General features: G+C 71.3%; 24 protein-coding genes, 1 tRNA gene and 1 pseudogene. 16 read left to right on the top strand and 10 right to left on the bottom strand.

Annotated features, from left to right (window positions below):
* The first annotated feature begins 601 nt into the window (after positions 1–601).
* The gene (locus tag ABZ635_RS07360; protein WP_357760334.1) at positions 602–1,039 is read left to right on the top strand and encodes a hypothetical protein; all 438 of its coding nucleotides are present in this window, start codon (positions 602–604) and stop codon (positions 1,037–1,039) included.
* A 174-nt stretch (positions 1,040–1,213) separates the two neighbouring features.
* Here ABZ635_RS07360 and ABZ635_RS07365 read toward each other — a convergent pair.
* Positions 1,214–1,286: transfer RNA gene (locus ABZ635_RS07365), tRNA-Lys, on the bottom strand.
* A gap of 350 nt (positions 1,287–1,636) precedes the next feature.
* Positions 1,637–2,029 (bottom strand): VOC family protein, encoded by a 393-nt coding sequence (locus ABZ635_RS07370; RefSeq protein ID WP_357760337.1) that lies wholly within the window; start codon positions 2,027–2,029, stop codon positions 1,637–1,639.
* A 210-nt stretch (positions 2,030–2,239) separates the two neighbouring features.
* Here ABZ635_RS07370 and ABZ635_RS07375 point away from each other — a divergent pair, with 210 nt between their 5' ends.
* The 8 genes from ABZ635_RS07375 to ABZ635_RS07410 all read left to right on the top strand — a co-directional run bounded on the left by ABZ635_RS07375 (position 2,240) and on the right by ABZ635_RS07410 (position 9,229).
* Positions 2,240–2,473, top strand: coding sequence for a hypothetical protein (locus ABZ635_RS07375; protein ID WP_357760340.1), 234 nt, complete (start codon positions 2,240–2,242; stop codon positions 2,471–2,473).
* A gap of 281 nt (positions 2,474–2,754) precedes the next feature.
* Positions 2,755–5,598, top strand: coding sequence for a DUF4040 family protein (locus tag ABZ635_RS07380; protein WP_357760343.1), 2,844 nt, complete (start codon positions 2,755–2,757; stop codon positions 5,596–5,598).
* Complete coding sequence (locus tag ABZ635_RS07385; RefSeq protein WP_357760346.1) at positions 5,595–5,903, top strand: cation:proton antiporter subunit C; 309 nt, start codon at positions 5,595–5,597, stop codon at positions 5,901–5,903. The genes ABZ635_RS07380 and ABZ635_RS07385 overlap by 4 nt, the downstream gene beginning before the upstream one ends.
* Complete coding sequence (locus ABZ635_RS07390; RefSeq protein WP_357760349.1) at positions 5,900–7,453, top strand: monovalent cation/H+ antiporter subunit D family protein; 1,554 nt, start codon at positions 5,900–5,902, stop codon at positions 7,451–7,453. Before ABZ635_RS07385 ends, ABZ635_RS07390 begins: the two co-directional genes overlap by 4 nt.
* The gene (locus ABZ635_RS07395) at positions 7,450–7,824 is read left to right on the top strand and encodes a Na+/H+ antiporter subunit E (protein WP_357760352.1); all 375 of its coding nucleotides are present in this window, start codon (positions 7,450–7,452) and stop codon (positions 7,822–7,824) included. The genes ABZ635_RS07390 and ABZ635_RS07395 overlap by 4 nt, the downstream gene beginning before the upstream one ends.
* Entirely contained in the window at positions 7,824–8,081 is a 258-nt protein-coding gene (locus ABZ635_RS07400) for a monovalent cation/H+ antiporter complex subunit F (protein WP_357760355.1), read from the top strand. Before ABZ635_RS07395 ends, ABZ635_RS07400 begins: the two co-directional genes overlap by 1 nt.
* Positions 8,078–8,428, top strand: coding sequence for a monovalent cation/H(+) antiporter subunit G (gene mnhG / locus ABZ635_RS07405; RefSeq protein WP_357760358.1), 351 nt, complete (start codon positions 8,078–8,080; stop codon positions 8,426–8,428). Before ABZ635_RS07400 ends, mnhG begins: the two co-directional genes overlap by 4 nt.
* A gap of 54 nt (positions 8,429–8,482) precedes the next feature.
* Complete coding sequence (locus ABZ635_RS07410) at positions 8,483–9,229, top strand: GIDE domain-containing protein (protein ID WP_357760361.1); 747 nt, start codon at positions 8,483–8,485, stop codon at positions 9,227–9,229.
* 40 nt (positions 9,230–9,269) lie between these two features.
* Here ABZ635_RS07410 and ABZ635_RS07415 read toward each other — a convergent pair whose 3' ends face one another.
* The gene (locus ABZ635_RS07415; protein WP_357760364.1) at positions 9,270–10,472 is read right to left on the bottom strand and encodes an ATP-binding protein; all 1,203 of its coding nucleotides are present in this window, start codon (positions 10,470–10,472) and stop codon (positions 9,270–9,272) included.
* A gap of 166 nt (positions 10,473–10,638) precedes the next feature.
* A complete protein-coding gene (locus tag ABZ635_RS07420; protein ID WP_357760367.1) occupies positions 10,639–11,643 on the bottom strand; it encodes a helix-turn-helix domain-containing protein in 1,005 nt (334 codons plus the stop codon).
* An 84-nt stretch (positions 11,644–11,727) separates the two neighbouring features.
* Here ABZ635_RS07420 and ABZ635_RS07425 point away from each other — a divergent pair.
* The 4 genes and pseudogenes from ABZ635_RS07425 to ABZ635_RS07440 form a co-directional block, all read left to right on the top strand.
* Positions 11,728–13,005, top strand: a pseudogene (locus ABZ635_RS07425) (MFS transporter); the annotation flags it as partial.
* Between the two features lie 811 nt (positions 13,006–13,816).
* Positions 13,817–14,920: a sugar diacid recognition domain-containing protein gene (locus ABZ635_RS07430; RefSeq protein ID WP_357760371.1), complete on the top strand. Its 1,104-nt coding sequence runs from the start codon at positions 13,817–13,819 to the stop codon at positions 14,918–14,920.
* Positions 14,921–14,972: 52 nt separating this feature from the next.
* On the top strand, positions 14,973–16,184 hold the full coding sequence (locus tag ABZ635_RS07435) for a glycerate kinase (RefSeq protein WP_357760374.1): 1,212 nt from the start codon (positions 14,973–14,975) through the stop codon (positions 16,182–16,184).
* A gap of 33 nt (positions 16,185–16,217) precedes the next feature.
* Positions 16,218–17,579 (top strand): GntP family permease, encoded by a 1,362-nt coding sequence (locus ABZ635_RS07440; protein ID WP_357760377.1) that lies wholly within the window; start codon positions 16,218–16,220, stop codon positions 17,577–17,579.
* Positions 17,580–17,698: 119 nt separating this feature from the next.
* Here ABZ635_RS07440 and ABZ635_RS07445 read toward each other — a convergent pair whose 3' ends face one another.
* The 6 genes from ABZ635_RS07445 to ABZ635_RS07470 form a co-directional block, all read right to left on the bottom strand.
* Positions 17,699–18,631: a hypothetical protein gene (locus ABZ635_RS07445; RefSeq protein WP_357760381.1), complete on the bottom strand. Its 933-nt coding sequence runs from the start codon at positions 18,629–18,631 to the stop codon at positions 17,699–17,701.
* The gene (locus tag ABZ635_RS07450; protein WP_357760384.1) at positions 18,624–18,968 is read right to left on the bottom strand and encodes a PadR family transcriptional regulator; all 345 of its coding nucleotides are present in this window, start codon (positions 18,966–18,968) and stop codon (positions 18,624–18,626) included. Before ABZ635_RS07450 ends, ABZ635_RS07445 begins: the two co-directional genes overlap by 8 nt.
* Positions 18,969–19,153: 185 nt before the next feature.
* Entirely contained in the window at positions 19,154–19,507 is a 354-nt protein-coding gene (locus ABZ635_RS07455) for a hypothetical protein (RefSeq protein ID WP_357760387.1), read from the bottom strand.
* 152 nt (positions 19,508–19,659) lie between these two features.
* Complete coding sequence (locus tag ABZ635_RS07460; protein WP_357760390.1) at positions 19,660–20,202, bottom strand: ATP-binding protein; 543 nt, start codon at positions 20,200–20,202, stop codon at positions 19,660–19,662.
* Positions 20,203–20,312: 110 nt separating this feature from the next.
* Positions 20,313–20,630: a hypothetical protein gene (locus ABZ635_RS07465; protein WP_357760393.1), complete on the bottom strand. Its 318-nt coding sequence runs from the start codon at positions 20,628–20,630 to the stop codon at positions 20,313–20,315.
* Positions 20,630–21,181, bottom strand: coding sequence for an ATP-binding protein (locus ABZ635_RS07470; RefSeq protein ID WP_357760396.1), 552 nt, complete (start codon positions 21,179–21,181; stop codon positions 20,630–20,632). The genes ABZ635_RS07465 and ABZ635_RS07470 overlap by 1 nt, the downstream gene beginning before the upstream one ends.
* A gap of 533 nt (positions 21,182–21,714) precedes the next feature.
* On the opposite strand from ABZ635_RS07470, the gene ABZ635_RS07475 reads away from it, so the two are divergent.
* The 3 genes from ABZ635_RS07475 to ABZ635_RS07485 all read left to right on the top strand — a co-directional run bounded on the left by ABZ635_RS07475 (position 21,715) and on the right by ABZ635_RS07485 (position 23,157).
* Entirely contained in the window at positions 21,715–22,548 is an 834-nt protein-coding gene (locus ABZ635_RS07475) for a helix-turn-helix transcriptional regulator (RefSeq protein ID WP_357760398.1), read from the top strand.
* A gap of 7 nt (positions 22,549–22,555) precedes the next feature.
* A complete protein-coding gene (locus ABZ635_RS07480; RefSeq protein ID WP_357760400.1) occupies positions 22,556–22,753 on the top strand; it encodes a DUF397 domain-containing protein in 198 nt (65 codons plus the stop codon).
* A gap of 215 nt (positions 22,754–22,968) precedes the next feature.
* Complete coding sequence (locus ABZ635_RS07485; protein ID WP_357760402.1) at positions 22,969–23,157, top strand: DUF397 domain-containing protein; 189 nt, start codon at positions 22,969–22,971, stop codon at positions 23,155–23,157.
* Positions 23,158–23,481 lie beyond the last annotated feature (324 nt).

Here is a 23,481-nt window from a genome sequence, read left to right on the forward strand (position 1 = left end):
GGGCGGAGTGTGGCTCGGCGGAACACCACGTCGGGCGGCCCGACGTAGCCGGTATCGCCCAGTCGGAGCAGGCCTGGATTCCGCACTCCAGGCAGAGGAATGACGCGAAACGCGAGCCTTCCGAGGCCGGGGAATGGAGGCGGGGAGTATCGGGTTCGATCGCTTCTACCAGAACTGGTGATTTCCTGTAGATTCGCCTCGTGTACCACGATAACCGCGGCGCGGAGAAGAACGCGCTGCCGTCGGCGTACGCGAGAGAACTGATCCGCAGCCGCGGTTGCCACTGCCAGCATCGCCCTTGCGCCGGCCGGGTGCTCTGGCGGCGACTCCATCGAGGGCACCTACTTCGGCACCGCCGGACATACCGTGCCCGTCTTCGAGCCCGGCGGCGAACGCGTTCACACCGGGGCCTATGACGAGGTCGAGGGTGTGCGACGCGACGAAAACGGCACGTGGTCACCGTCCAGTACCGATCTGACCCTCATCGGTTCAGCCGCCACGGCTCCCTCACAGCGTCCGTCCGCGACGACGGAAGCGTCTCCATCCCCGACCAGCACCGCTGGAATGGCGAGAGCTACTCGAAGGAGTAGGAAAACCGATCATGGCACGTATCAGCAGGGACAACTTCCACGGCGGGTACCGGGTGACCGGCCTGGAGGACGACATTGCCAGAGCCAGAGCGAACGCCCAGTTCGAGCAGGACATGAGCCGTATCGCCGGACGTGTGGTCGACGCCCCGGCCGACGCCTTCGTCGGCGCCGTACGCACGACCGGAGGTATCGCTGCCGGTGGTGTCGGTGTCGGTGTGAGAATGGTGCGCGATCGGCGGTTCCGCTACATCACGCAGGCGGTCCTCCACTTTCCCATGGCGTTCTTCGTGGCGTTCTGCTTCGTCATGGCTTATGGGGGTGAGCAGGCGTCGATCCTCCAGGAATTCGGGCGGGGCGTCCTGATCGGGTTGATCGTGGCCGTGGTGTGGACCGCTGTGTACGTCGTCTTGCGCACGCGTCCGAAGCTGCGCCGACTCCACCAGTACTGAGTTCCGTGTAGCCGCGCGGTGATCGCGCCAGGACAAGGAAGGGAAGGGGTGAGGCCCCCTGGGCCTCACTTCTTCCCGCACCAGAGCGTGTACTCACCACGAGGCCCCTGTGGCCGCCACGAGAGCGCGCAACGAAAGCCGAGGAGCAGGTTCGCCACAGTGAAATGGATCGAGTAGGCCCCCAGGGGCTCGAACCCTGAACCCACGGATTAAAAGTCCGTTGCTCTGCCAATTGAGCTAGAGGCCCGCGCTTCGACCCGGAGCCCGCTCCCGGCCGTCGCCGGGTCAACTCTACCGCAGCGGTGGGCGGTCGCGGCGTCCGGTCACGGCCACCCGCCGCGACCGCCACCCGGTTCCATTGAGTGGCGAGGTCGGGGAGGCGAAGGCGGTGCAAGGTCTGGTGAACCACCCGAACCGCCGGGGAGCCCGCCGCCCTGTCCATCCGGTCCGGATTCCGTTTCGCACCGTGTCCCCACTCGGGCGCCCGGCGGATTCTGACGACTCCCTCGCGCGCTCAGACATCGACCCCGGTTCGCCCCCGGCCCTCCGGCCCGGGACGGCGGTTCGAGGGCGGACCGGACCGCTCCGGACACCCCCTCAGGGGCGGCGGGTCGCGAGGACGCAGAACTCGTTGCCCTCCGGGTCGGCGAGCACCACCCAGCTCGCGTCGCCCTGACCCACGTCGACGTGGCGGGCGCCCAGCCCGACCAGCCTCCGGACCTCCGCGTCCTGGTCGCGGTCGGCGGGGTTCACGTCGATGTGCAGCCGGTTCTTGACCACCCTGCCCTCCGGCACGCGTGCGAACGTGAGCACCGGGGCCACAGGCCCGGGCCCCTCCGTGCCCTCCACACCGGCGGCGCCACCGATGGTCACGAACCCCTCCTCCGGCCGGTCGTCACGCACCTGGTAGTCGAGGACCGCGCACCAGAACCGGGCGAGCGCTTGCGGATCGGCGCAGTCGATCGCGAGCTCCGTGAACCTGCTGACCATGTCGGGCCCCTTCGGTCGGTGTGGGGCGTCGGCCCGCCCTCAGTCGTCCTGGCATCCCACACCCCGGCCCGGTAGGGGCCGCGCGCTCCGCGACCGGCCCCCGACGCGCCGTCCCACGCGCGCGCCGCGGCCTCCTCTGGTGCGCGCGAACCGGCTGCTGGTAGAGTCGGGCGCGCTGTGATGTTCCGAGTTGTCTGAGGAGGTGTCGTGATGTCCCCGTCGGTGACCGCGATCACCTCGACGCATCCTCGTTCGTCCTCTCTCGCGGAGCACGCGTCCTACCGTGCTCTGCCCGCCTATTCCCGTGTGGGGCGTTCGCGCTTCGCCGAGCGCCTCAAGGTGCTCGTGCGCAACCCCTACCCCCTGGGAACCAACGGCTACTCCACCTCGTGGGGCACCAACGCCCACGGTGAGCTCAGCTCCTGCCCGCCCGGACGCAGCTGACCCCTCCGCCTCCGTCGAGGCGTCTTCTCTTCTCCGCATGACGATCGTCGCGTGTCCGCGCGCCGGTCAGGCACCGCGCCGCTCCACACCCGTGCCCGGTCCCTGACGTAGGCGTCGCGACCTCGCGCTCACCGTCGTGCCCCGGGGCACGTGTGGCGTGCCCTCCTTCACCCCTGTTCACCAACGCCGACCGTGCTCCGCCCCTGCGCGGGTACGGCCGTTTCCGACGTGTGCCCGCACACGCCCGGGGACCGGGGCGCAACCGTTGAAAGGACAGCGGCGTGCTGCTGATCCTCCTCCTTGTCGTACTCACCGCCATCACCCTGTTCGTCCCGTTGCTGGACCGCCTGCTGGGCCGTGCCACGGGGTGGCCGGTCGCCCTGGTGCTGGCCCTGGCCGCGTTGTGGGTCCTCGCCCAGGGCCCGCCCCTGTGGAACCACGACCGCGTGCTGGAGGCGTCGCTGCCCTGGATGCCCGCGCTCGGCGTGGGGCTGCACCTGCGCATGGACGGCCTGGCCTGGTTGTTCTGCGTGCTCGTACTCGGCGTGGGCGCGCTGGTCATGGCCTACTCCACGCGCTACTTCCCGCCCGGGCGCCGGACCGGCTTCTACGTCCTGATGAGCGCCTTCGCGCTGGCGATGACCGGTCTGGTCCTGGCCGACGACGTGGTCCTGCTCTTCGTGTTCTGGGAGCTCACCACGATCTGCTCCTTCTACCTGATCGGCCTGTCCGGGCCGGGGGCGGTCCGGCCGGCGATCCGCACGTTCCTGCTGACCGCCATGGGCGGTCTGGCGCTGCTGACCGCGGTGGTGCTCCTGTGGGTGCGCACCGGCACGACCCGCCTGAGCGAGATCCTGGCCGACCCGTCCTGGACCCAGGACACCGTCTTCACCACCGTCCTGGCCGTGCTGGTCATCGTCGCGGTGTTCACCAAGTCGGCCCAGTTCCCCTTCCACTACTGGCTTCCCGACGCCATGGCCGCGAGCACCCCGGTGAGCGCCTACCTGCACGCGGCCGCGATGGTCAAGGCCGGTGTCTACCTGGCGATGCGGTTCTCCCCCGCCTTCACCGACAACGCCGTCTGGGGCACGACCCTGGTCGTCGTGGGTCTGACCACCGCCGTGCTCGGCGCGGTCCTGGCCCTGCAACGCGACGACCTGAAGGAACTCACCGCCTACTCCACGGTGAGCCAGCTCGGGTTCCTCGTCGCGGTCATCGGTGTGGGCACCCCGCAGGCGCTGGTCGCCGCCGCCGTGCACACCGTGGCGCACGCGCTGTTCAAGTCCGCCCTGTTCATGTCGGTGGGCGTGATCGACCACCAGACGGGGACCCGCGACCTGCGGGAGCTGGGCGGTCTGCGCCGGACGATGCCCGTGACCGCGACGGTGAGCGCGCTGGCCGCGCTGTCCATGGCGGGGGTGCCGCCCCTGTTGGGGTTCGTCAGCAAGGAGAACCTGTTCGAGGCGCTGCTCCACGCGCCGGGGCCCGTCTGGGCCGGGCCGGTGGCCGGAGCGGTCGCGGTCGTCGCCGCGTCGTTGACCTTCGCCTACGCCTTCCGGTTCGTGTACATGGCCTTCGGGGGCGGTGACCGGCGCCGTCCGGGGGTGGAGCCGCCCCGTGAGGGCGGTGTGGCGCTGTTGGCGGCACCCGTGGTCGCCGCCGGGGCGGGCCTGGTCCTGGGGCTGGCGGTCACCGCGCTGAACCCGGCCATCGGCCGGGCCGCCGGGGACGCCGCCCTGGCCCCCGCCGACGCGGGCCTGGCCCTGTGGCACGGGCTCAACCCGGCGCTGGGGATGTCGGCGGCCGCCGTGCTCCTCGGCGCGCTCGTGACCTGGGCCTCGCGGTGCGGGGAGCGGATCTCCGGGTACCGGCTGCTCCCCGTCCGGGGAACGGCCGTCTTCGAGCACGCGCACGCGGGGGTCATCGCCCTCGGCAGACGCGTGGGCGACCTGACCCGTACCGACGCGCCCACCCGTCACCTGGTCGTGCCGTTCGTGCTGCTGGCGGTGCTCGCCGCCGTGGTGTCCGGGCTTGGCCTGGACTACGGGGTCTCGCCCGCCCCCACCTCCCGGGCCCTGGACTGGCTCCTGGTGGCGCTGACGGCGGTCGCGGTGCTCACCTCGGTGGTGACCCGCTCGCGGATGGCCGCCCTGGCGCTGGTCGGCGTGGCCGGGTTCGCCACCGCCCTGTGGTTCGTGTTCCTCGGCGCCGTCGACGTGGCCCTGACCCAGTTGCTGGTGGAGGTCCTGACGGTGGTCGTGGCGGTCCTCGTCCTGCGTCGGCTCCCCCGGGAGTTCCACCGGGTCAGCCGCTCGCGCACGGCCGTCACCGCCGTGATCGCGCTGACCGCCGGGACCGTGGCGGCGTTGGGCGCCTACCTGCTGACGGGCCGTAGGGAGCCCTCGGCCGTCAGTGAGCACCTGCTCGCCAACGCGCCCGAGGACACCGGCGGGACCAACGTGGTCAACACGATCCTGGTCGACTACCGGGCCCTGGACACCCTGGGCGAGCTCACGGTCCTGGGGGTGGCCGGTCTGATCATCATCGCGGTCCTGCGGTCGTCCGGCCTCCTCTCGAACGGCGGGGCCGCGTCGGCGGCACCGGGTTCCAGCCCGGTCTGGAACTCCGTCGACAACACGGTGATCATGCGCACCGTGGCGCGCTGGCTGGTCCCGCTGCTGGTGCTGTGGTCGGTCTACCTGCTGATGCGCGGGCACAACGCGCCGGGCGGAGGGTTCATCTCCGGCCTGGTCGGCGGCTCCGCCCTCGCCCTGGCCTACCTGGCGGCGCCCAGCGCGTCGGCCGCCCGTATCCGCCTGGCCTACCCGGTCCTCATCGCCGCGGGCGTGCTCACCGCCGCCGTCACCGGGTTGCTCGGGTACGCCGACGGCTCCTTCCTGCGGCCCCTGCACGCGGAGATCCCGCTGCCGTGGGGCGGCTACTACCACTTCACGAGCGCGCTCGTCTTCGACGTGGGTGTCTACCTGGCCGTGGTCGGCGTGCTGCTGACCGCGCTCAACCAGCTGGGGATGCCCCGGCGCGGCCGGGTCGGACCCCTCCAGGCCGAGGCACACCGCGCACCCGACACCGTCCGGCACGATCCGGCCACCGGAGGAACCCGATGACCCTGGCCCTCACGATCGGCGTCCTGATCGCCGGAGCCGTCTACCTCATCCTGCAACGCGGCATGGTCCGCGTCGTCCTGGGCTTCGTCCTGCTCAGCCATGGAGCGAACCTCCTGCTGATGTCGGCGGGCGGGGTCTTCCAGCGGGGCGCGCCGCTGCTGGGGCAGGGCTCCGTCGCCGACATGGCCGACCCCCTACCGCAGGCGTTCGTGCTCACGGCGATCGTCATCGCCTTCTCCATCACCATCTACATGCTCACTCTCGCCGCGACGGGTGAGGGCGACGACACCGAGGACGCCTCATGATCCCCGTTCTCCTGCCCGTACTGGTCGCGGTGCCGCTCCTGAGCGCCGCGCTGCTGGTCCTGCCCCTCGCGCGGCCGTTGGCCCGCGCGCTGTTCCTGGGGACCAGCGGGTTCGCGTTCGCGGCGGGCGCCGCGCTGCTCTGGGCCACCCGCGAGGGACAGGTGTACGCCCACCAGGTGGGCCTGTGGCCCGCCGGGGTGTCCATCCCCTTCGTCGCCGACACCTTCGCCGCGCTGATGGTGACCACCACCGCGTTGCTGGTGCTGGTGTGCTCGGCCTTCGCCGTGGCCACCGGCGAGACCGAACGCCGCTTCCTCCCGACTTTGGTGCTGGTTCTGTCGGCGGGGGTGTACGGCGCCCTGCTCACCGGCGACCTGTTCAACCTCTTCGTGTTCGTCGAGGTGATGCTGCTGCCCTCCTACGGGCTGATGGCGATCGCCGGGACACTGCGCGGCCTGCGCGGGGGGCGGACCTACGTCGCCCTCAACCTGCTGACCTCGACCGTGTTCCTCGCGGGCGTGGCCCTGGTCTACGGCACCGCCGGGACCGTGCAGCTGGGCGAGCTCGCCGGGGCGGCGAAGGAGTCGCCGGTGGTCGCGGTCGCCATGGGTGTGGTGCTGTTGGCGATGGCGGTCAAGGCGGCCGTCGTGCCGGTGCACGGTTGGCTGGTGCGCACGTACACGGCGCCCTCCCCCGCGGTGACCGCCCTGTTCTCGGGGCTGCACACCAAGGTCGCCATCTACGCGATCTACCGCCTCTACGCCGTGGTGTTCGACGGTGAGGCCTCGCTGCTGTGGGTGGGCCTGGTGCTGTTCTCGGCGACCATGCTCATCGGCGTCCTGGGGGCGGTGGGCGAGAACACCACCCGCTCGATCCTGGTCTTCCACATGGTGAGCCAGATCGGCTACATCCTGCTCGGCGTGGCCCTGTTCACCGAACTGGGGCTGGTGGCGGGCATCTTCTACCTCGTCCACCACATGGTGGTGAAGGCGTCCCTGTTCCTGTCCACCGGTGCCGTCGAGCACACGCACGGCACGGGCGCCCTCGACCGGCTGGGCGGGCTGGCGCGTCGGGAGCCGCTGCTAGCGTTCGCGTTCCTGGGCGCGGCGCTGTCCCTGGCCGGGCTGCCGCCCTTCTCCGGGTTCGTCGCCAAGCTCACCCTGGTGGCGGCCGCGCTCGACGACGGTCAGTGGGCGGTCGCCGCGATCGCCGTCGCCGTCAGCCTCATCACCCTGATGTCGATGCTCAAGATCTGGGGTTCGGTGTTCTGGGGTCCCGATCCGGGGTCCGGGACCGGCTCCGGAGCGGGGCCCGGACCAGGGTCCGTCCCCGCCACCGGGATCGCCCTGTCCGGTGAAGGGGGCGTGACGGCCCCGACGGCTCCGGCCCCCACGAGGATGCGCACCGGCCTGGTGCTGCCCGCCGTGGCTCTGACCGGCGTCACCCTCGTCGTCGGTCTGGGCGCCCAGGTCCTGCTCGACCTGAGCGCGCAGGCCGCCGCCCACCTGTTGGACACCTCCACCTACGTCGAGGCGGTGACGAACCGATGACCTCCTACCCGCGCAGGGCCCTGCGGCTCGTGTGGTTCCCGTTCTTCTACGGCGCCCGGGTGGTGACCGCCACGTGGCAGGTCGCCCGGGACGTCCTCACCCCCGGCAGCGCGTCGGTTCCGGCGGTGCTGGAGGTGCCGCTGCGCTGCCGCACCGACCTGGAGATCACGGCCGTCGCCAACATGGTCTCCCTGACCCCCGGAACGGTGACCGTGGCCACCCGTACGGACCCGCCCACCCTGTGGGTGCACGGCATGTTCACCGCCGACGAACCGGCCTTCTTCGACGACATCCGCCAGATGGAGGACTACCTCCTGAGCCTGACGCGCGCCGACGGGCCCAGGGGCACCGACCAGGGGGAGGACTCCTGATGCATCCCGTCGACATCGCCCTGCTGCTGCTTGGGGTGTCCATGGCGGTGGCCGCCCACCGCATCCTCACGGGCCCCCGGGGGGCCGACCGGGCGGCCGGGGCCGACGTGGTCTTCCTCGGCTTCGTCGGACTCGTCGTCGCCCTCGGCCTTCGTATCGACTCCGCGCTAGTGGTCGACATCGTGCTGGTGTGCGCGCTCGTGGGGTTCCTGTCCGCCCTGTCCCTGGCCCGACTGATCTCCGGAGGCAAACGATGACCACGCTCCAGACGCTGGCCGTGGCCTGTGTGGTCGCGGGGGCGGCCGTCTTCGCGGTGGGGGCCCTGGGCCTCGTGCGCCTGCGCGACTTCTACTCGCGGCTGCACGGGGTGTCGATCGCCGCCGGGCTGGGCGTCCCCCTGCTCATGCTCGGTCTGCTGCTGTGGTTCCCCTCGGTGGAGAACGCGCTCAAGATCGGGCTGGCGCTGCTGGTGCAGCTGGCCACCGCCGCGGTGGGGGGCAACGCCCTGGCGCGCGCCGGATACCTGGCGGGAACTCCCCTGTCTCCCGCGACCAGGCGCGACGACCTCGCCGAGACCGGCCCGAGCGACGGGGAGGGGGGCTGACCGCATTCCGTGCCGGTGGCCGGGTGCCGGTCACCGGTGCGGGAGGTCGCGACCATGGATGACCTGTTCGTCGGCGGGGCGCGCACCGCGTTCCAGCTCCTGTCCCTGCTGGCCAGCGTGCTCACCGGTCTGCTCTTCGCCCGGGTGACGCGCGCCCGCGCGGGGGTCCTGAGGCCGCACGGCGCCCAGGACCCCCCGCTGCGGGACCTCCCCCGCTCCGGTACGGCGATCGTGGTCGACGGCAACGCCGTCCCCGGGGTTTCGGGGCCGCTGACCGCGCCCTACTCCGGGGCCGGGTGCGTCTGGTACCGGACCGAGGTGTGGGAGCACCGACCGGACGAGCGTTCCCGCTACGCGCGGCTGCGCACGACCCTGGTCGCGGCGGAACAGAGCGATGCGCCCTTCCGTCTCCAGGACAGGACGGGGAGGGCGTGGTGCTATCCGCGCGGGGCCGTGGCGGACGGGGTCGCCCGTACCCACGACTCCTTCGTGGCCGACTCCCTGGAGGAGGGCGCGCCCGGGTGCCGGGTGGCCGGAGGCGAGCCGGGGGCGGCCGGGTACGAGCACTCCGCCGCCGGCCGCTCCTACCGGGAGTGGTCGGTACCGCCGGGGACCCGTCTGCTGGTCAGCGGCGTCTCGTACGGCTGGAACGGGGAGGCCGTGGTCGCGAGTTCCCCCGACGGGTACCTGCTGTTGTCGACGCGCACCGCGCCGCAGCTCCGCGACGCGCACCGGACCCGGCAGGTGCTCGCCGGGGCGGCCTTCCTCGGCTCTCTCGCGGCCACGGTGTGGCTCCTGTGACCCGGTGCGACGCGCGCCCGCGTCCTCTCACCAGCCCGGCTCACTCCGGGTCGGTGAGCAGGTCCGTGTGGGCCGAGGCGTTGCCCAGCGACCGCAGCAGCTCTCCCACCAGGCGGTCGGTGGCGCTGCCGGGCTTCTCCAGCTCCAGCCGGGGCACCCGGGTGACCTGTTCGTAGCGGTCGGCGTCGTACTCCGTCCCCGGAGCGGAACCGTTCTCCCCGCCCCAGGCGGACATCCCGTGGGTGTTGGTGACCGCCACCCCCACGTCCCACCCGCCGCCGTACCCGGCGTCCTCGGAGAGGCTGCCGAGCAGGTCGAGGAAGGCCCGCACCCGGTAGGCCAGGGCTCCGTCGAAGAACAGGTACCGGCCGTCGGTCCGGGCCGCCGCGCGTCCGCAGTACAGCGACACCTCTCCCCGTTCGCGGACGACGAAGCGCAGGTCGCGTTCCTCCCGGACCACCATCGACGACGTGGCGAGCTGGCTCGCGATCCCCACCCCTCCGGCGGTGCGGAACCCCGAGGCGAGTTCCCCGAGGACCGGCGACACCCGGGACGCCGGTCCGGCCCGGTCCCTGGTCCGCCGCGTCACCCCGTCGCGGACGAGGTCGAACAGCAGCGGGCGGGCGTCCTCCGCGGCCGTCCAGGCCTTGAACATCCCGGGGACGCGCCGTGAGGGCAGCGCCACCAGGTGCAGGTGCGCCAGCGTCCCCTCGGGGAAGGGGTCCTTGTCCACCCGCTCGCGCAGGGCGGCGCGCACCACGTCCAGCGAGGTGTCCCTGGCCCGGATGAGCCGCTCCACCTCGGCGTCGGACAGGCGCCGCTTCTCCCGGTCGCCGCGACCGTAGTAGGCGCCGCCCGCCATGTGCGGGGCGAGCGGGGAGGCGGGCACCTCGATGAGCAGGTAGCCGTGCCCGGGGCGCTCGCTCTCCAGCCACTCCACCGACACCTGGAGCGGGGGGTCGCAGGCGGAGGCGGCGATCCGGGCCGGGGTCTCCAGGATCTGGTCGACCCAGGCGACCGGCGCCAGCGCGAACCGCCCCTCCGCCTTGACCTCGCGCACGCCGACCACGATCAGCCCGCCGTCGATCGCGAAGGACGCCATGTCCTTGGCCTGGTCCTTGGAGCCTCTGAGCTGTTGTTTGGCCTCACGTTTGGGGGTCTCGGTGAACGCGCCCTCGTTGAGGGCCGCCTCCAGGTCGGCCTCGCTGGCCGGACGCCACGTCGGGGGCAGGACTCGATCCATGTCGGCATCATGCCCACTCTCGCCGCCGATCCCGCACGCGTTCGCGAACCGGCGCGCCGCGACCCGCGCCCGCACTGGTCCGTTCCCACGACGGACCGCACCCGCGAGTGCCCACGTCCACGAGTGCCCACGTCCACGACGACCCGCGCCCGCGAGGACCGGGGGTTCAGGGGCGCACCGGTACGCCTCCCGGCCCCCGGAAGGTGCGGCGGTAGGCGCTGGGCGAGACCCCGAGCTCGGCGTGCACGTGCTGGCGCAGGGAGACGGCGCTGCCGAACCCGGCCCGTTCCGCGACCCGCTCCACCGGGAGGTCCGTCCCCTCCAGGAGCTCGCGGGCCAGGTCCAGCCTGCGCAGCGCGAGCCAGCGTCCCGGTGACAGTCCGGTCTCCTCCCGGAAGCGGCGGGTGAACGTGCGCACGCTCATCGCCTCCCGCTCGGCGAGGTCGGCCAGGCTCGGCTGGAGGTGCAGGTGGTTCTGGGCCCACTCCCGGGCGCGGCCGGTGGAGGACCGCTCCGGGGCGGGCACCGGCAGGCGCACGTACTGGGCCTGCCCGCCGTCGCGGTGCGGGGGCACCACGGTGTTGCGGGCCACCTCGTTGGCCACGGCGGCGCCGTGGTCGGTACGGATCATGTGCAGGCACAGGTCGGTGCCGGAGGCCACGCCCGCCGAGGTGAGCACGCGCCCGTTGTCGGTGTAGAGCACGTCCGGGTCGAGTTCGACGCCCGGGTACATCGCGCGGAAGTACCCGGCGGACATCCAGTGGGTGGTGACCCGGCAGCCGTCGAGGAGGCCGACGGCGGCGAGCACGAACGCCGCCGAGCAGACGGAGGCCACCCGCGTCCGCGCCCCGACCCGGGCGAGGGCGGCGGCGAGCGCGGGGCGGACCGGGTCGTGCGGGCGTTCCCCGTAGTCCTCCTCGGCGGCGGGAAGGACCACGGTGTCGGCCTCGTCGAGGGCTTCGGGGCCGTGGCGGACGTTGAGGGTGAGGTCCGTGTCGGTGGTGACCACCCCGGGTTCCAGGGCGCAGGTGACCACCTCGTAGGGCGGCCGCCCGTCCGGTGTGCGGGCGCGGCCGAAGAGACGGTGGACGATCCCGGCCTCCATGGGCAGCACCCCGTGGCGGACGAACACGGCCACGCGGTGGCGGCCGGGGTGGACGAAGACGCTCATGCGCCCGATCCTATGGCCTGATTCTTTCGTTTGTTGTCATTTCGGCCACTGTCCGCTTCCGGCTCCGGACACGAGGCTGGAACCATGCCGCACACCACCGACACACCGAGTCCTCCGCGCCCCGCCGGTGCCCGGCGCCGTCGCGTGACCGTCCACCGCGCCTGGGTGACGGCCCTCGTCGCGGGGCTGACCATCGTGGCCGCGGCGGCCTTCGCCGCCGTGCCCGGTCTGCTCATGGAACCCCTGCACGACGAGTACGGGTGGTCGCGCGGATCGATCGGCCTGGCCGCGTCCGTCAACATGCTCCTCTACGGCCTGGTCGCGCCGTTCGCGGCCGCCCTGACCGACCGGTTCGGCCTCCGCCGCGTGGCCGTGGCCGCGCTGGCGGTGGTCGTGGCGGGAGCCGGGCTGACCACCCTGATGACCGCGTCCTGGCAGCTGACCCTCTACTGGGGGTTCCTGGTCGGCGCGGGCACCGGTTCCCTGTCGATGACCTTCGCCGCGACGGTCGCGCACCACTGGTTCACGCGGCGGCGGGGCCTGGTGGTCGGTGCGCTGACCGGGGCGAGCGCCTTCGGCCAGCTGGTCTTCCTGCCCGCCCTGGCGTGGATCGTGGACCAGCAGGGGTGGCGCCCGGCCGTGGTCACACTGGCCCTGACCGCCACGGTGACGGCGCTCCTCGTGGCCCTGGTCCTGCGCGACCACCCCGCCGATCTGGGGTTGCGTCCGTACGGGGCCACGGAAGACGTGCCCCGGCCCGCACCGGAGCGGGGGGCCGCCACACGGGCGTTGCGGGTCCTGTACGCGTCGGCGCGGGACCGGCGGTTCTGGGTGGTCGCCGCGACGTTCGCGGTCTGCGGCGCCAGCACCAACGGTCTCTTGTGGACCCACTTCGTCCCGGCCGCGCGCGACCAGGGCATGGCGGTGACGACGGCCGCCGCGCTGGTGTCGGCGGTCGGTGTGTTCTCCCTGGCGGGCACGGTGCTGTCCGGGTGGCTGACCGACCGGGTCGACCCGCGCCTCCTGCTGGCCCTCTACTACGGGGGGCGCGGGCTGCTGCTGGTGTCGCTGCCCGCGCTGCTGGGACCGGAGGCGGGGGTGGCGATCGTCGCGTTCGTGGTGGTGTTCGGGCTCCTGGACGTGGCGACCGTGCCTCCGACCATCCTGCTGTGCCGCCGAGTCTTCGGCGCGGACGGGGCCGTCGTCTTCGGCTGGGTGGGCGCCGCGCACCAGGCGGGCGCGGGGGCCATGGCCGTCTTCGGCGGTCTCGTCCGGGACCTGACCGGAGGGTACGGCGCGGTGTGGCTGGTCGCGGCGGCGCTGTGCGCGCTGGCGGCGCCGCTCGCCCTGCGGATCGCCCGCCCCGAGGAAGGTGACCGTGCCCAGAAGGGTGACCGCCCCGAGGAGGGTGACCGTGCCGCGAGGGGCGCCGAGGCCGCCCGACGCCCCTCCGTGGCGTTCACACTGGTCCTGATGGTGCTGGCCGCGACCCTGGCGTACGTGGGCCTGGCCGGGGTCGACCAGGGGCTGAGGGCCGCCCGGGGCGAGGGTGTCCAGGGAACGTTCACCGCCAGCGACCTCTCCTGCGTACGGCATCCCGGACACACGTCGTGCGTCTGCGCCGGGACCTTCGCCGCGAACGACGGCGGGCCTGTCAGGAACGTCGACCTGCACGCCGCCGGGCCCGCGACCTGCCGGGTGGGCGAACCCGTCCCCGCGACGGACGCGGGTGCCTCCAGCCGCGTCTACGGCCCGGACGGCTCCCGGGAGTGGCTCTTCGGCGCGGCCTTGGTGGCGGTCTCCCTGGCCGTCCCCGCGACCCAGGCTCTGCTGTGGGCCCGCTGGGCCCGGGGCCGCCGTCGCGGCCCGATCCGGTGAGGGCGTGCGGTCAACCCGCGTCGGGCTCGTTGCGCGCGCGGCATGAAGTCCTCCAGGTGACGCACACGGCCCTCCTCGGGCACCGTCGGGACGGGGTCTCGGACACGGGAAGCCCGATCCCTCCCTGCCGGGGGAGCGGCTCCGCGCGGTGTCCCGAGCCGGTCCGGGACACCGAGCGTCGTCACGAAGCCCATGGGAACGGGGCTTCGCGCGCGGTCGTGGCGAGGGCGGACCCATCACCGGGAAGGGACACGGAACACCCCTTTCCGGCACCGGCGCCGTTAGGCTTGCGGACATGACCGGAGACCGTCGGCGGGCGCCGCTGAGCAGCGAACTCGCCCAACGGGTGGTCGACGTCATCGCGCCGACCATCAGCCACAACATCAACGTGATGGACGAGCACGGCACGATCATCGCGTGCATGGACCCGTCGCGGGTCGGGAGCCTGCACCACGGGGCGCAGCGGGTGATCGCCGAACGGCGCAGCGTGCTGGTGACGGTGCCCGAACCGGGCACCTCCGACCGCCCGGGCGCCAACGAGCCGCTGGTGATCGACGGCGAGCTGCGCGGGGTCGTCGGGGTCACCGGCAACCCCCGCGAGGTGGAGGACCTGGCCCGGGTGGTGGCGCTCACCGTGCAGTTGCTCATCTCCCAGGAGTACGAGCAGGACGCCGTGAGCAGGCGGCACACCGAAGGCCGCGATCTGGTGGCGGCGCTGAGCTCGGGGACGACGCGTTCGGACGACGCCCGTGCGCGGCTGGCGGCGGCCGGGCTCGCCCCGCCGTGGTCGCTGGCCCTGTGGGCGGCCGCCGCCCCGAGGCCGGGCGGCGGGGTCGCTCCCCCTCAGCTGGCGGAGGCCGCCGCGGCCAGGGTGAACTCGCGCAGCGGGCGGCGGGCGGCCGTCCTGCACGGAGCGCTGTGGGTCATCGGTACCGGCCGTCTTCCGGCCGCCGACGCACTGGAGCTGCCCCCGGACAGCCGCCACACGCGCACCCCGGCCACGGACGACGTGGACGCGCTCATGTCCTACGCCGAGGAGTCGCGGGCGCTGTGCCGGTACGCGGGGCTGATCCCGAGCATCGAGCGCCCCGGCCCGTGGTCGCGGGAGATCGCGGTGTCCGTGGCCCACCTGCCCCGGCGGACCCTGGCCCGCATGTCCGCGCGCACCTCGGCCCTGAGTCCGGCGCAGCGCGGGACCGTCCTCGCGATGGCGTCGGCCGTCTCCATGCGCGAGGCCTCCGACGCCGTCTTCGTGCACCGCAACACACTGCTCCAGCGCGTGGACCGGGTTCGTGAGGCCACTGGCCTGGACATCCGACGCCCGGATCACCTCACCACAGTGCACATGTGCCTGTACGCGGAGGCAGCACTGGGCATTTCGCATATAATTCCGACATAAAGCCCCAGGAAGACAGGGCGCTCCACCGTCGAAATGCACCGAACCGAATTCTATGATCTCGCTCATGTCCACCGAGTTGCATGAGCATGACGAGGCCGCCGACGCGCCCCCGGCCACCCGGGTCGTGGTGATTCCCGACTCGTTCAAGGGGAGCGCCTCCGCCGTCCAGGTCGCCGAGGCGATGGCGCGCGGGGTCCGCGACGCCTACGCCGACCGCGGACTGCCCGTCTCCGTCACCACCCTGCCCTTCGCCGACGGCGGCGAGGGCACCCTCGACGCCCTGCTGGGCGCCTGGGGCACGGAACCGCTCTCGGTGGAGACCACCGACGCCCTCGGCCGCCCCACCCGGGCCCGCTTCGGCGTCTCGCCCGACGGCACCACCGGAGTCATCGAGGCCGCCGAGGCCAACGGCCTGCCCGGCGTCGCCGACGTCCCCCTCCGGCCGCGCGCCGCGAGCAGTCGAGGGGTCGGCCGTATCGTCACCGAGCTGCTCGACCGGGGTGTCGTGGAGATCCTCCTGTGCATCGGCGGTTCGGCCTCCACCGACGGCGGCACCGGCATGCTCAGCGCACTCGGTGTGCGCTTCCTCGACGCGGACGGCGCGGAGCTGTCCGACGGGGGCGGCCGCCTCGGCGATCTCGCCTCCCTCGACCTGGACCGGCTGGACCCGCGCGCCCGCTCCGTCCGCTGGCGGGTGGCGTGCGACGTCACCAACCCGCTGGTCGGCCCGCGCGGCGCCGCCGCCGTCTTCGGTCCGCAGAAGGGCGCCGACCCCGAGGACGTGCGCGTGCTCGACGCGGGCCTGGACCGGCTGGCCGAGGTCCTCGCCAAGAGCACCGGCGACGACCTGCGGGACGTGCCCGGCATGGGCGCCGCCGGCGGCATGCCCGTGACCCTCAGCGCCCTGCTCGGAGCCGAGGTCCTGCCCGGCTCCCGCATGGTCGCCGAGGTCCTGGGGGCGCAGGAGCTGCTCTCCCGCGCCGACCTCGTCCTCACCGGCGAGGGCCGCTTCGACAGCCAGTCCCTGGGCGGGAAGGTCGTCGACGCAGTCCGCCGCCTCACCCCCGAAAACGTGCCCGTCGTGGTGATCGCCGGAAGTGTGTCCGTCGGTCCCGACGAGCTCCGCCGCTCCGGGATCACGGCGGCGTTCTCGATCGCCCAGGGCCCCCGGACCCTGGACGAGATGCGGGACGGGGCCGTCTCCGCCATCACCTGGACGGCGTTCAACTGCTGTCGCGTCATCCTCCCCACCCGGCCGGTCTGATCTCGTCCCGGCCTTCGCTAAGGAACAACTTCCGTGATTAACCTCGCCATCCTCCTCCTGCTCGTGGTGGGCATCGTGCTCGCCACCGCCAGGTGGAAGATCAGTCCCTTCCTCGCCCTGATGGGCGCCGCCATCCTCGGCGCCTTCATGTACCGGCTGCCGCTGGCCGAGATCGTCCCGACCATCACCGCCTCGTTCGGCGGCACGCTCGGCAACATCGGTCTGGTCATCCTCTTCGGAACGATGATCGGTGTGGTCCTGGAGCGCTCCGGCGCCGCGATCGCGATGGCGGAGGGCCTGATCAAGGTCCTCGGCACCCGGTTCCCGAACCTGACGATGTCCCTCATCGGCTACATCGTCTCCATCCCGGTGTTCTGTGACTCCGGGTACGTCATCCTGAACTCGCTGCGCAAGGCCATCACGGTGCGCACCGGGGTGTCCGCCCTGGCCACCTCGATCGCGCTGATGACCGGTCTGTACGCCACGCACACCCTGGTCCCGCCGACTCCGGGTCCGCTGGCCGCCGCCGAGAACCTCGGTGTCACCAGCGACCTCGGCATGATCATCATGCTCGGTCTGCCGGTCGCCCTCGTCGCCGCGATCGCCGGTCTGGTCTTCGCGAGCCTGCACTCCCGCAAGGAGTTCACGCCGCTGCCCGCCGAGACCGAGACCGACATCTCCGACCAGTCCTACGACGAGCTGCGGGCGAGCTACGGCCGCCTGCCCAACGGGTTCCTGGCGTTCTTCCCGATCCTGCTGCCGCTGATCCTCATCTGCGTCGGCTCGATCGTGCAGCTGCCGTCGCGGCCCATCGGCAACGGTTTCGCGTTCGAGATCCTGGCCTTCGTCGGTACCCCGGTGATCGCCCTGGCGATCGGCCTGCTCGCCTCCGTCACGCTGCTGCGCGGCCACGGCAAGCTCGCCCGCTTCAACGAGCAGATGTACGACGCCGTCCGCCTGGCCGGTCCGATCCTGCTCATCACCGGTGCCGGTGCGGCCTTCGGTGGCGTGCTCGCCGCCTCGCCGCTCACCGACTTCCTCTCGGTGAGCCTGAGCAACCTGGGTCTGGGCCTCGCGGTGCCGTTCCTGATCGCCGCCGCGCTCAAGACCGCGCAGGGCTCCTCGACGGTGTCGATCGTGAGCACGTCCGCGATGCTCGCCCCCATGCTCGGTTCGCTGGGTCTGGCCTCAACGGAAGGCATGGTCCTGTCCGTGCTGGCGATCGGCGCGGGCGCGATGGTGGTCTCGCACGCCAACGACTCCTACTTCTGGGTCGTCTCGCAGCTGAGCCGTATCCCGGTCGCGACCGCGTACCGGACCCTCACCCTGGCCACCCTCATCGAGGGTGTCGCCGCCTTCGTCGCGGTGTGGGTGCTCGGCCTGTTCCTGCTGTAACGAACACCGCCCACGGGCGGGGCTGACCGGGTGCAGGCGGTCAGACGACGAGGGGCCCGAGCGGGCGCTCCCGAGGGGAGTCGTCCGTTCGGGCCCCTTTCGCGTGCGCGGGGCGCGGGTCAGGCCGGTGCGGCCCCGGACCGGAGGGACCTGCGCAGGCAGGAGACGATCTCCCAGGCGCTGAGGGCGATCACCGCGACCGCGAGCGGGAGGGGCGCCACCGACCAGTCGGCGGCGACGCCGAAGACCGCGCCGATCCGCTCGGGGAGGTCGGGGACGATCAGGTCGCCGCGCAGGAGCAGCCACACGGCGACCACCGCCCAGGTGGCGCTGGCGAGCACGTTGCCCACGGCCAGCGCCGGGGTCCAGCGGCCGAGCCGCCAGGCGGCGAGCAGCACCACGGCCTCGACCAGGAACGGTCCGACCAGCAGCGCGCCCCAAAGCAGGGAGAGGTCGGGGTTGAGAACCTGTAGCTGTGTGTCCGGGTTGGAGACGCCGGTGAGCTGCCAGGCCAGGAGCGCGATCATCAGGACGGTGACGGCCGCGTGGAGGAGGCTCTCCCCCGCGCCGACCCCGCGTGCCGGTTCCTCGGGCAGTTGGGCGGTGTCCCAGGCGAGGAGGGGCCGGTCCCGGGCGTCGGCCGGACGCGCCCACTCGATGACCGCGTAGGCCAGGGTGACCCAGAAGCTGACGTGCACGGTGACGGCCAGGAGCGCCACGAGGGGGCCCAGGACGACGTCGCCGGGGTCGGAGGAGGCGGAGACGAACCCTTCGATCAGCACCAGGGCGAGGGTGAGGGGCAGCAGGACCGCGAGGAGCGCCCGGAGCAAACGGACGTACTCCGGGTACACGCCGGGGCCGATGAGGTACCGGGGGCGTTCGCCGTACTCGCGGGCGAGCTGGTCCGGGTCGCCCAGCTCGGTGAGGGCCTCCCGTTCCTGGATGGAGCCGCGCAGTTCGCGGGCCACGTCCGGGCCGGTGTCGGGGCCCAGGTGGCGGGTCACGGACCACACGTAGCGGTCGGTGAGGGTGGATCTGGTCTGGTCACTCACGGGGTTCTCCCTGTCCTAGGGCGCTGATCGCGTCGTCCAGCACCCGCCATTCGTGCGACATCCGTTCCAACACCGTCCGCCCCTGCGGGCTGACCTGGTAGAACTTGCGCGGCCGCGCCTCCTCGGTGTTCCACTCGCTGGTCAGCAGCCCCTGTTTCTCCAGCCGCCGCAGCAGCGGGTACAGGGTGTTGCCATCCACCGGGAACCCGGCCTTCTCCAGGGTTTCCAGCAGGGCGTAGCCGTAGTGGGGCCGACCCAGGGTGGCGAGGCAGGCCAGCACGACCGTGCCCCTCCGGAGTTCCTGGAGGTGTCCGGACAGCAGCTCGTCGTCCTTCATGACTCACACGATAGTGTGCGACACACACCATCGTCAATCGCACACCACATCGGGTCCGGACACGGACGAACGAAGGGGAGGCCCCGACCACGGTCGGAACCTCCCCAGACGGCCAAGCCCGGCCTCCGGAGCCACGGGCCGGCGTGGAGCCCGGTGACCTCACCGGGCGCGACCCTCCTCTTGAGTCAGATCGGGATGCCGATGTCGGGGGCCAGGCTCGCTCCGAGGGTTTCCATGGCGGTTTGTCCGAGGAGGAGGACGGTTCCGAGGGCGGTGGCGGGCCAGCCCCACCAGCGGCGCGGTGCCCGGTGACGGCCCCGGGTGCGTGCGGTGGGCTGCGGTTCCGTCTCGGTCAGCTCGGCTCGGGCGTCGGCGGCGGCCTGTCGGGCTTCGCGGGCCTTCTGTTCACGGTGCTGGCGGGCGACCTTGACCCAGTGCGGGACCGGTCCGTGTTGGAGCATGTAGGCGACCCGGGGGTTGCCGTGCATCTGGCGCAGCAGGCGTTCCTGTCGGGCCTGGTGGGTCTCTTCCCAGGGCATCTCCGAGCGGGAAGCCTCCGCTTGGGGTGCTTTCGCCTGGGGTGCCTTCGGCGGAACCGGGAGGGCCCGCAGGGGGCGCCCGGCCGGTCGGGTGAAGCGGTGGCCTCGCGGGGCGGTCAGAACCGACCGCACCTGAGCGCTGACCTGCGCCGTCATCGGGTACCGCCAACGGTGGCCAAGGCCGGGAGGGTGAACTCGGCCCAGATGACGGTGCCCAGCCCTTCGCAGAAGGGGAAGTCCAGCACCGGCCGGAACCCCCACTTCGACGCCAGCTCACCGACCATGAGCAGACCCCTTCCGCGTTCGGCCTGCTCCCACTCGTGCTTGGTCCGCCTGCGCGGAACCCTCGGGAGGGAGCCGGTGGTGGTGTCGGTGCGGGTGCCGTCGTCGATGATCGAGATCCGGACCAGGCCCGGGACCGGTGTTTCCAGGGTGCGGACCACCCTGCCGTCCGGGTCCTGACCCGAGCGGGAGTGCTCGCAGGCGTTGGCGAACATCTCGCTGACGCACAACACCATCTCCTCCCGCACCTGGCTCGGAAGAGCGAGCAGGCGGTTGAGGTCGGTGTCCAGGTCCGAGCGGACCTGGCTGGTGTGGGAGAGCTGTCCGGGGTAGACCCGGCACTCCCACCGCAGCCCATTACCTGGAGGGTTGTTCGTGTGGTTCAGGGCAGGGGTGTGCGGCACAATGGCCATGTCGGCAATCTGCTTTCTCTTCAAGGATGCTGGGTTGTCGGCCTGCTCTGGGGGTGTTAGCGCACCCGCCAGAGCCTTTTTCGTGAACGCCTTCGGGCGATGCGGAGCGCTCAGGCGGCGGTCGGGGGTTCCGGGTCGTCGTGGTCGGCGCGGTGGCGCTGAGCCAGCAGCCGGGACCCCGGGACCGGCCTGTTTCCGGGAATCCGGGTGGGGGCGGGGTAGTCATGCACCGCCTGGTCGATCAACTGCATGGCCCGTTCGGCGTCGCCTTCTTCGCGGGCGATCCGCAGCGCCTCCTGGATCAGGGGGATGCGGTTTCGGAGGGTGTGGTTGTGCCACACGTCCTCCTGCGCGGGGGTCAGGTGTGCGGGTGCGGTGAGGGCGTTTTCGGCGCTTTCGAGCAGGTCCCTGGTGTCGATGTCCAACATCAGCACTCCACCTCGTTCTTGCCGATGTCCTCGGCGTCGTCAGTGCCTTCGGTGTCGATCTGCATCCACGGGTTGTCCGTGAGGTCGTAGGCCAGGAAGAACCACACCTGGCGGAACTTCGGGTCGCCGTTGTCGCCCCACCGGTCCGCAAGAGCATCGATCAGCGCCAACCCCCGACCCGTCGCAGTGCCCGCCTCGATCTCCTCGAACGTGGCGGCGGTGAAGTTGCCCTTCTCCTGCGGCAGACGGCTGCCCTGGTCACGGCAGATCAACGTCATCCCCTTAGCACCCCGATCCACCGTCAACGTGTACGTACTGCCCCGCTCGCTCGACCGTGAGTGGGCGATCGCGTTGTTCGCCAACTCGCTGCCCAGGAGGGTGAACAGGAACTGGAACTCCTCACACCGCTCCGCTGCGCTGGTGTCCAGGAACGCGCGGACCAGAGGCATCAGGCCGGGGAGTCCGGCGAAGGAGTACTGGCGCTTGCGGTAGGGGGGTCCGACGGTGCGGGAGAAGTAGTGCGAGTGGAACGGCTTGATGAAACTCGCCACCGGAGCCACCACCTCACGGCGAGCCAACTCGGGCGAGAACGGCGGAGCGGGCCTCACGGGACCACCACCAAACGCCGCAACCCAGCCAGGACGGCCCGCAAGACCTCCACCGGCACCGCGTCGATCGGCCTGCGGGGAGAGGGGATCACAGGGTTCCAGGAGCGGGATGGGTGGTGGCGGCGGGGGTTCGCGGCGAAGGCCCGCACACGGGCCGCCTGCCTAGGGCGACGGCGACGCATCGCCTCAGACGCGAGGTAGCGCGTACACGCCAGCTCACAGAGTTTCAGGTAACGGGGCGCCATCAGCGCACACCTCCGGTACGGGAAGCCGGATGGGAAAGTCCGGCAAGAATATGTGGAACCAGTGTCACCCTGAAGCTTCAGATTTTCAAGGCTTCATGGCACATTGCTTCATGCAAGATGCTTTCAGTGACCCTGTCTTCATGAGCGGAAGATTCACAGATGAGCGATTCGCGTAGTCCCGACGCCGCCCGTACCATCCGAGGTCGAGAGCAGGGGATTCCAGGAGGCGATATGGCGGACACCCGCAGGTCGATCAGACGACGTCGCCTGTCAGTCGAGATCAAGAAAGCCCGTCTCGAAGCGGGGAAGACCATCGAGGAAGTCGCCGAGGCGACTGAGTGGTCGATGGGCAAGATCAGCAACATCGAGAGCGGCGTGCGGCTGAAGCCGACCGTTATGGAGATCCGTGGACTCCTTGACGTGTACGCCGTCACGGACGAGCGCCGACGCGAAGCGATCCTCGACCTCACCCGGCAGGCCCGGGAACTGGGCTGGTGGTCAAAGTACGGTGACGTGTTCACCGACGACTTCGTCGCGTTCGAGGGTGAAGCCAGCCGAATCCGCACCTACGAGCTCGCGCGGATTCCAGGGCTACTCCAGACACCCCTGTACGTCGAAAGCGTCATGCGGGCAGCTCTCTTCCAGAGTCCGCCCGACATCGAGCGCTCCATCGAAACCCGCCGTCACCGTCAACGCATCCTCACGTCGGCCGACGCCCCGGAGTTGTGGGTCGTGATCGACGAGGCCGCGCTCATGCGAATCCAGCGCGAAGACGTGCGCCAGGAGCAGGTGGAGCACCTCATCGAGATCGCCGAAGCGGACAACACTGTGACGCTTCAGGTTCTGCCATTCGCCTCTGGGATGCACGCTGGCCTGAACGGGCCGTTCGTCATCCTTGACTTCGCGCCCGAGGTGAGGCCGGTGGTCTACCTGGAGACGGACACGGACGGCTTGTACCTCGAAGATGCCGAGGAGCTGGACCGCTACGCGCGACTCTTCGACCACGTCCGCGCCTCAGCGCGTTACCCTGAAGCATCCCTTCAGATCCTGAAGAACCTGATCTAGGACCCACATGACGAAGAACCTATTCCCGACCGATGGCCTGGACTTCCGCAAGTCGAGCTACAGCGAGCGGAACAACTGTGTCGAGGTCGCCGATCTGCTCGGCGGCTCGGCAGTCCGTGACTCGCAGAACCCGGATTCCGGTCACCTGGAGGTCCCCGCACTCGAGTGGACAGCTCTACTCGCCGGTGTGCGTACCGCGCGGTAGTACAGGCAAGAGAAAAGGGCGCCGGAGCTCGTCCGGCGCCCTTCGCCTATTCCCGCAGACACAGTGCCCCTCCGCCCTACGATGGGGGAAGCAAGCGTGAGTGTCCGGTGCTGGACAGAGACTCGGGACGTTCTCCTCTGAGCATGAGGCGCAGAGGTGGGCAGGACTGTGTAGGAAGCAGTCCGTGTCCCCCACCCCCAGCGGAGGTCCCACACATGCACCCCCACACCACCGAACTCACCTTCCGCAAGAGCAGCTACAGCGGAGGCCGAACTGACAACTGTGTCGAGGTCGCTGACTTCGCTCAGGGGTCGGCCGTGCGCGACACCCAGAACCGCGACGCCGGGCACCTTGAGTTCCCGACCACAGAGTGGACGGCGCTTCTACACGCCTCCACCAAGTAGCCGAATCGACGAAGGGCTCCCAGGTCACTCATGTGCTGGGGGCCTTCTCCTCAGCTCACCAGCATCACCGCACGCGGTGGACCTACAGGTGAACAGTGGGTGCGGCTGACCGCAGCCGGAGCCTGGGCTTACCGCCACCCCGTTCCACCTCCCCGTAGCGGTGTCAGTGGTAGGGCGGACCACCGGTCTCCAGCGTCAAAACCCGCTGGGGCTAAGCGCGACTGAACGATCTACGGTTGTGGTTGGTGTAGCGCGAGGGTTCTACGGCCAACCCGTTTATCCCTTTGGGCCGGTAGGTCCTGTGCCGCTTACTGCGTACCCCTT

The organism is Nocardiopsis sp. NPDC007018 (genome assembly GCF_040635075.1).
Taxonomy (GTDB): domain Bacteria; phylum Actinomycetota; class Actinomycetes; order Streptosporangiales; family Streptosporangiaceae; genus Nocardiopsis.

What these genes read in the sequence shown, in the direction of transcription:
- ABZ635_RS07360 (WP_357760334.1), top strand. Translation starts at nt 602, where the DNA reads ATGGCACGTATCAGCAGGGACAACTTCCACGGCGGGTACCGGGTGACC.
- ABZ635_RS07370 (WP_357760337.1), bottom strand. Translation starts at nt 2,029, where the DNA reads ATGGTCAGCAGGTTCACGGAGCTCGCGATCGACTGCGCCGATCCGCAA.
- ABZ635_RS07375 (WP_357760340.1), top strand. Translation starts at nt 2,240, where the DNA reads ATGTCCCCGTCGGTGACCGCGATCACCTCGACGCATCCTCGTTCGTCC.
- ABZ635_RS07385 (WP_357760346.1), top strand. Translation starts at nt 5,595, where the DNA reads ATGACCCTGGCCCTCACGATCGGCGTCCTGATCGCCGGAGCCGTCTAC.
- ABZ635_RS07390 (WP_357760349.1), top strand. Translation starts at nt 5,900, where the DNA reads ATGATCCCCGTTCTCCTGCCCGTACTGGTCGCGGTGCCGCTCCTGAGC.
- ABZ635_RS07395 (WP_357760352.1), top strand. Translation starts at nt 7,450, where the DNA reads ATGACCTCCTACCCGCGCAGGGCCCTGCGGCTCGTGTGGTTCCCGTTC.
- ABZ635_RS07400 (WP_357760355.1), top strand. Translation starts at nt 7,824, where the DNA reads ATGCATCCCGTCGACATCGCCCTGCTGCTGCTTGGGGTGTCCATGGCG.
- mnhG (WP_357760358.1), top strand. Translation starts at nt 8,078, where the DNA reads ATGACCACGCTCCAGACGCTGGCCGTGGCCTGTGTGGTCGCGGGGGCG.
- ABZ635_RS07410 (WP_357760361.1), top strand. Translation starts at nt 8,483, where the DNA reads ATGGATGACCTGTTCGTCGGCGGGGCGCGCACCGCGTTCCAGCTCCTG.
- ABZ635_RS07415 (WP_357760364.1), bottom strand. Translation starts at nt 10,472, where the DNA reads ATGGATCGAGTCCTGCCCCCGACGTGGCGTCCGGCCAGCGAGGCCGAC.
- ABZ635_RS07420 (WP_357760367.1), bottom strand. Translation starts at nt 11,643, where the DNA reads ATGAGCGTCTTCGTCCACCCCGGCCGCCACCGCGTGGCCGTGTTCGTC.
- ABZ635_RS07430 (WP_357760371.1), top strand. Translation starts at nt 13,817, where the DNA reads ATGACCGGAGACCGTCGGCGGGCGCCGCTGAGCAGCGAACTCGCCCAA.
- ABZ635_RS07435 (WP_357760374.1), top strand. Translation starts at nt 14,973, where the DNA reads ATGATCTCGCTCATGTCCACCGAGTTGCATGAGCATGACGAGGCCGCC.
- ABZ635_RS07450 (WP_357760384.1), bottom strand. Translation starts at nt 18,968, where the DNA reads ATGAAGGACGACGAGCTGCTGTCCGGACACCTCCAGGAACTCCGGAGG.
- ABZ635_RS07455 (WP_357760387.1), bottom strand. Translation starts at nt 19,507, where the DNA reads ATGCCCTGGGAAGAGACCCACCAGGCCCGACAGGAACGCCTGCTGCGC.
- ABZ635_RS07460 (WP_357760390.1), bottom strand. Translation starts at nt 20,202, where the DNA reads ATGGCCATTGTGCCGCACACCCCTGCCCTGAACCACACGAACAACCCT.
- ABZ635_RS07465 (WP_357760393.1), bottom strand. Translation starts at nt 20,630, where the DNA reads ATGTTGGACATCGACACCAGGGACCTGCTCGAAAGCGCCGAAAACGCC.
- ABZ635_RS07475 (WP_357760398.1), top strand. Translation starts at nt 21,715, where the DNA reads ATGGCGGACACCCGCAGGTCGATCAGACGACGTCGCCTGTCAGTCGAG.
- ABZ635_RS07480 (WP_357760400.1), top strand. Translation starts at nt 22,556, where the DNA reads ATGACGAAGAACCTATTCCCGACCGATGGCCTGGACTTCCGCAAGTCG.
- ABZ635_RS07485 (WP_357760402.1), top strand. Translation starts at nt 22,969, where the DNA reads ATGCACCCCCACACCACCGAACTCACCTTCCGCAAGAGCAGCTACAGC.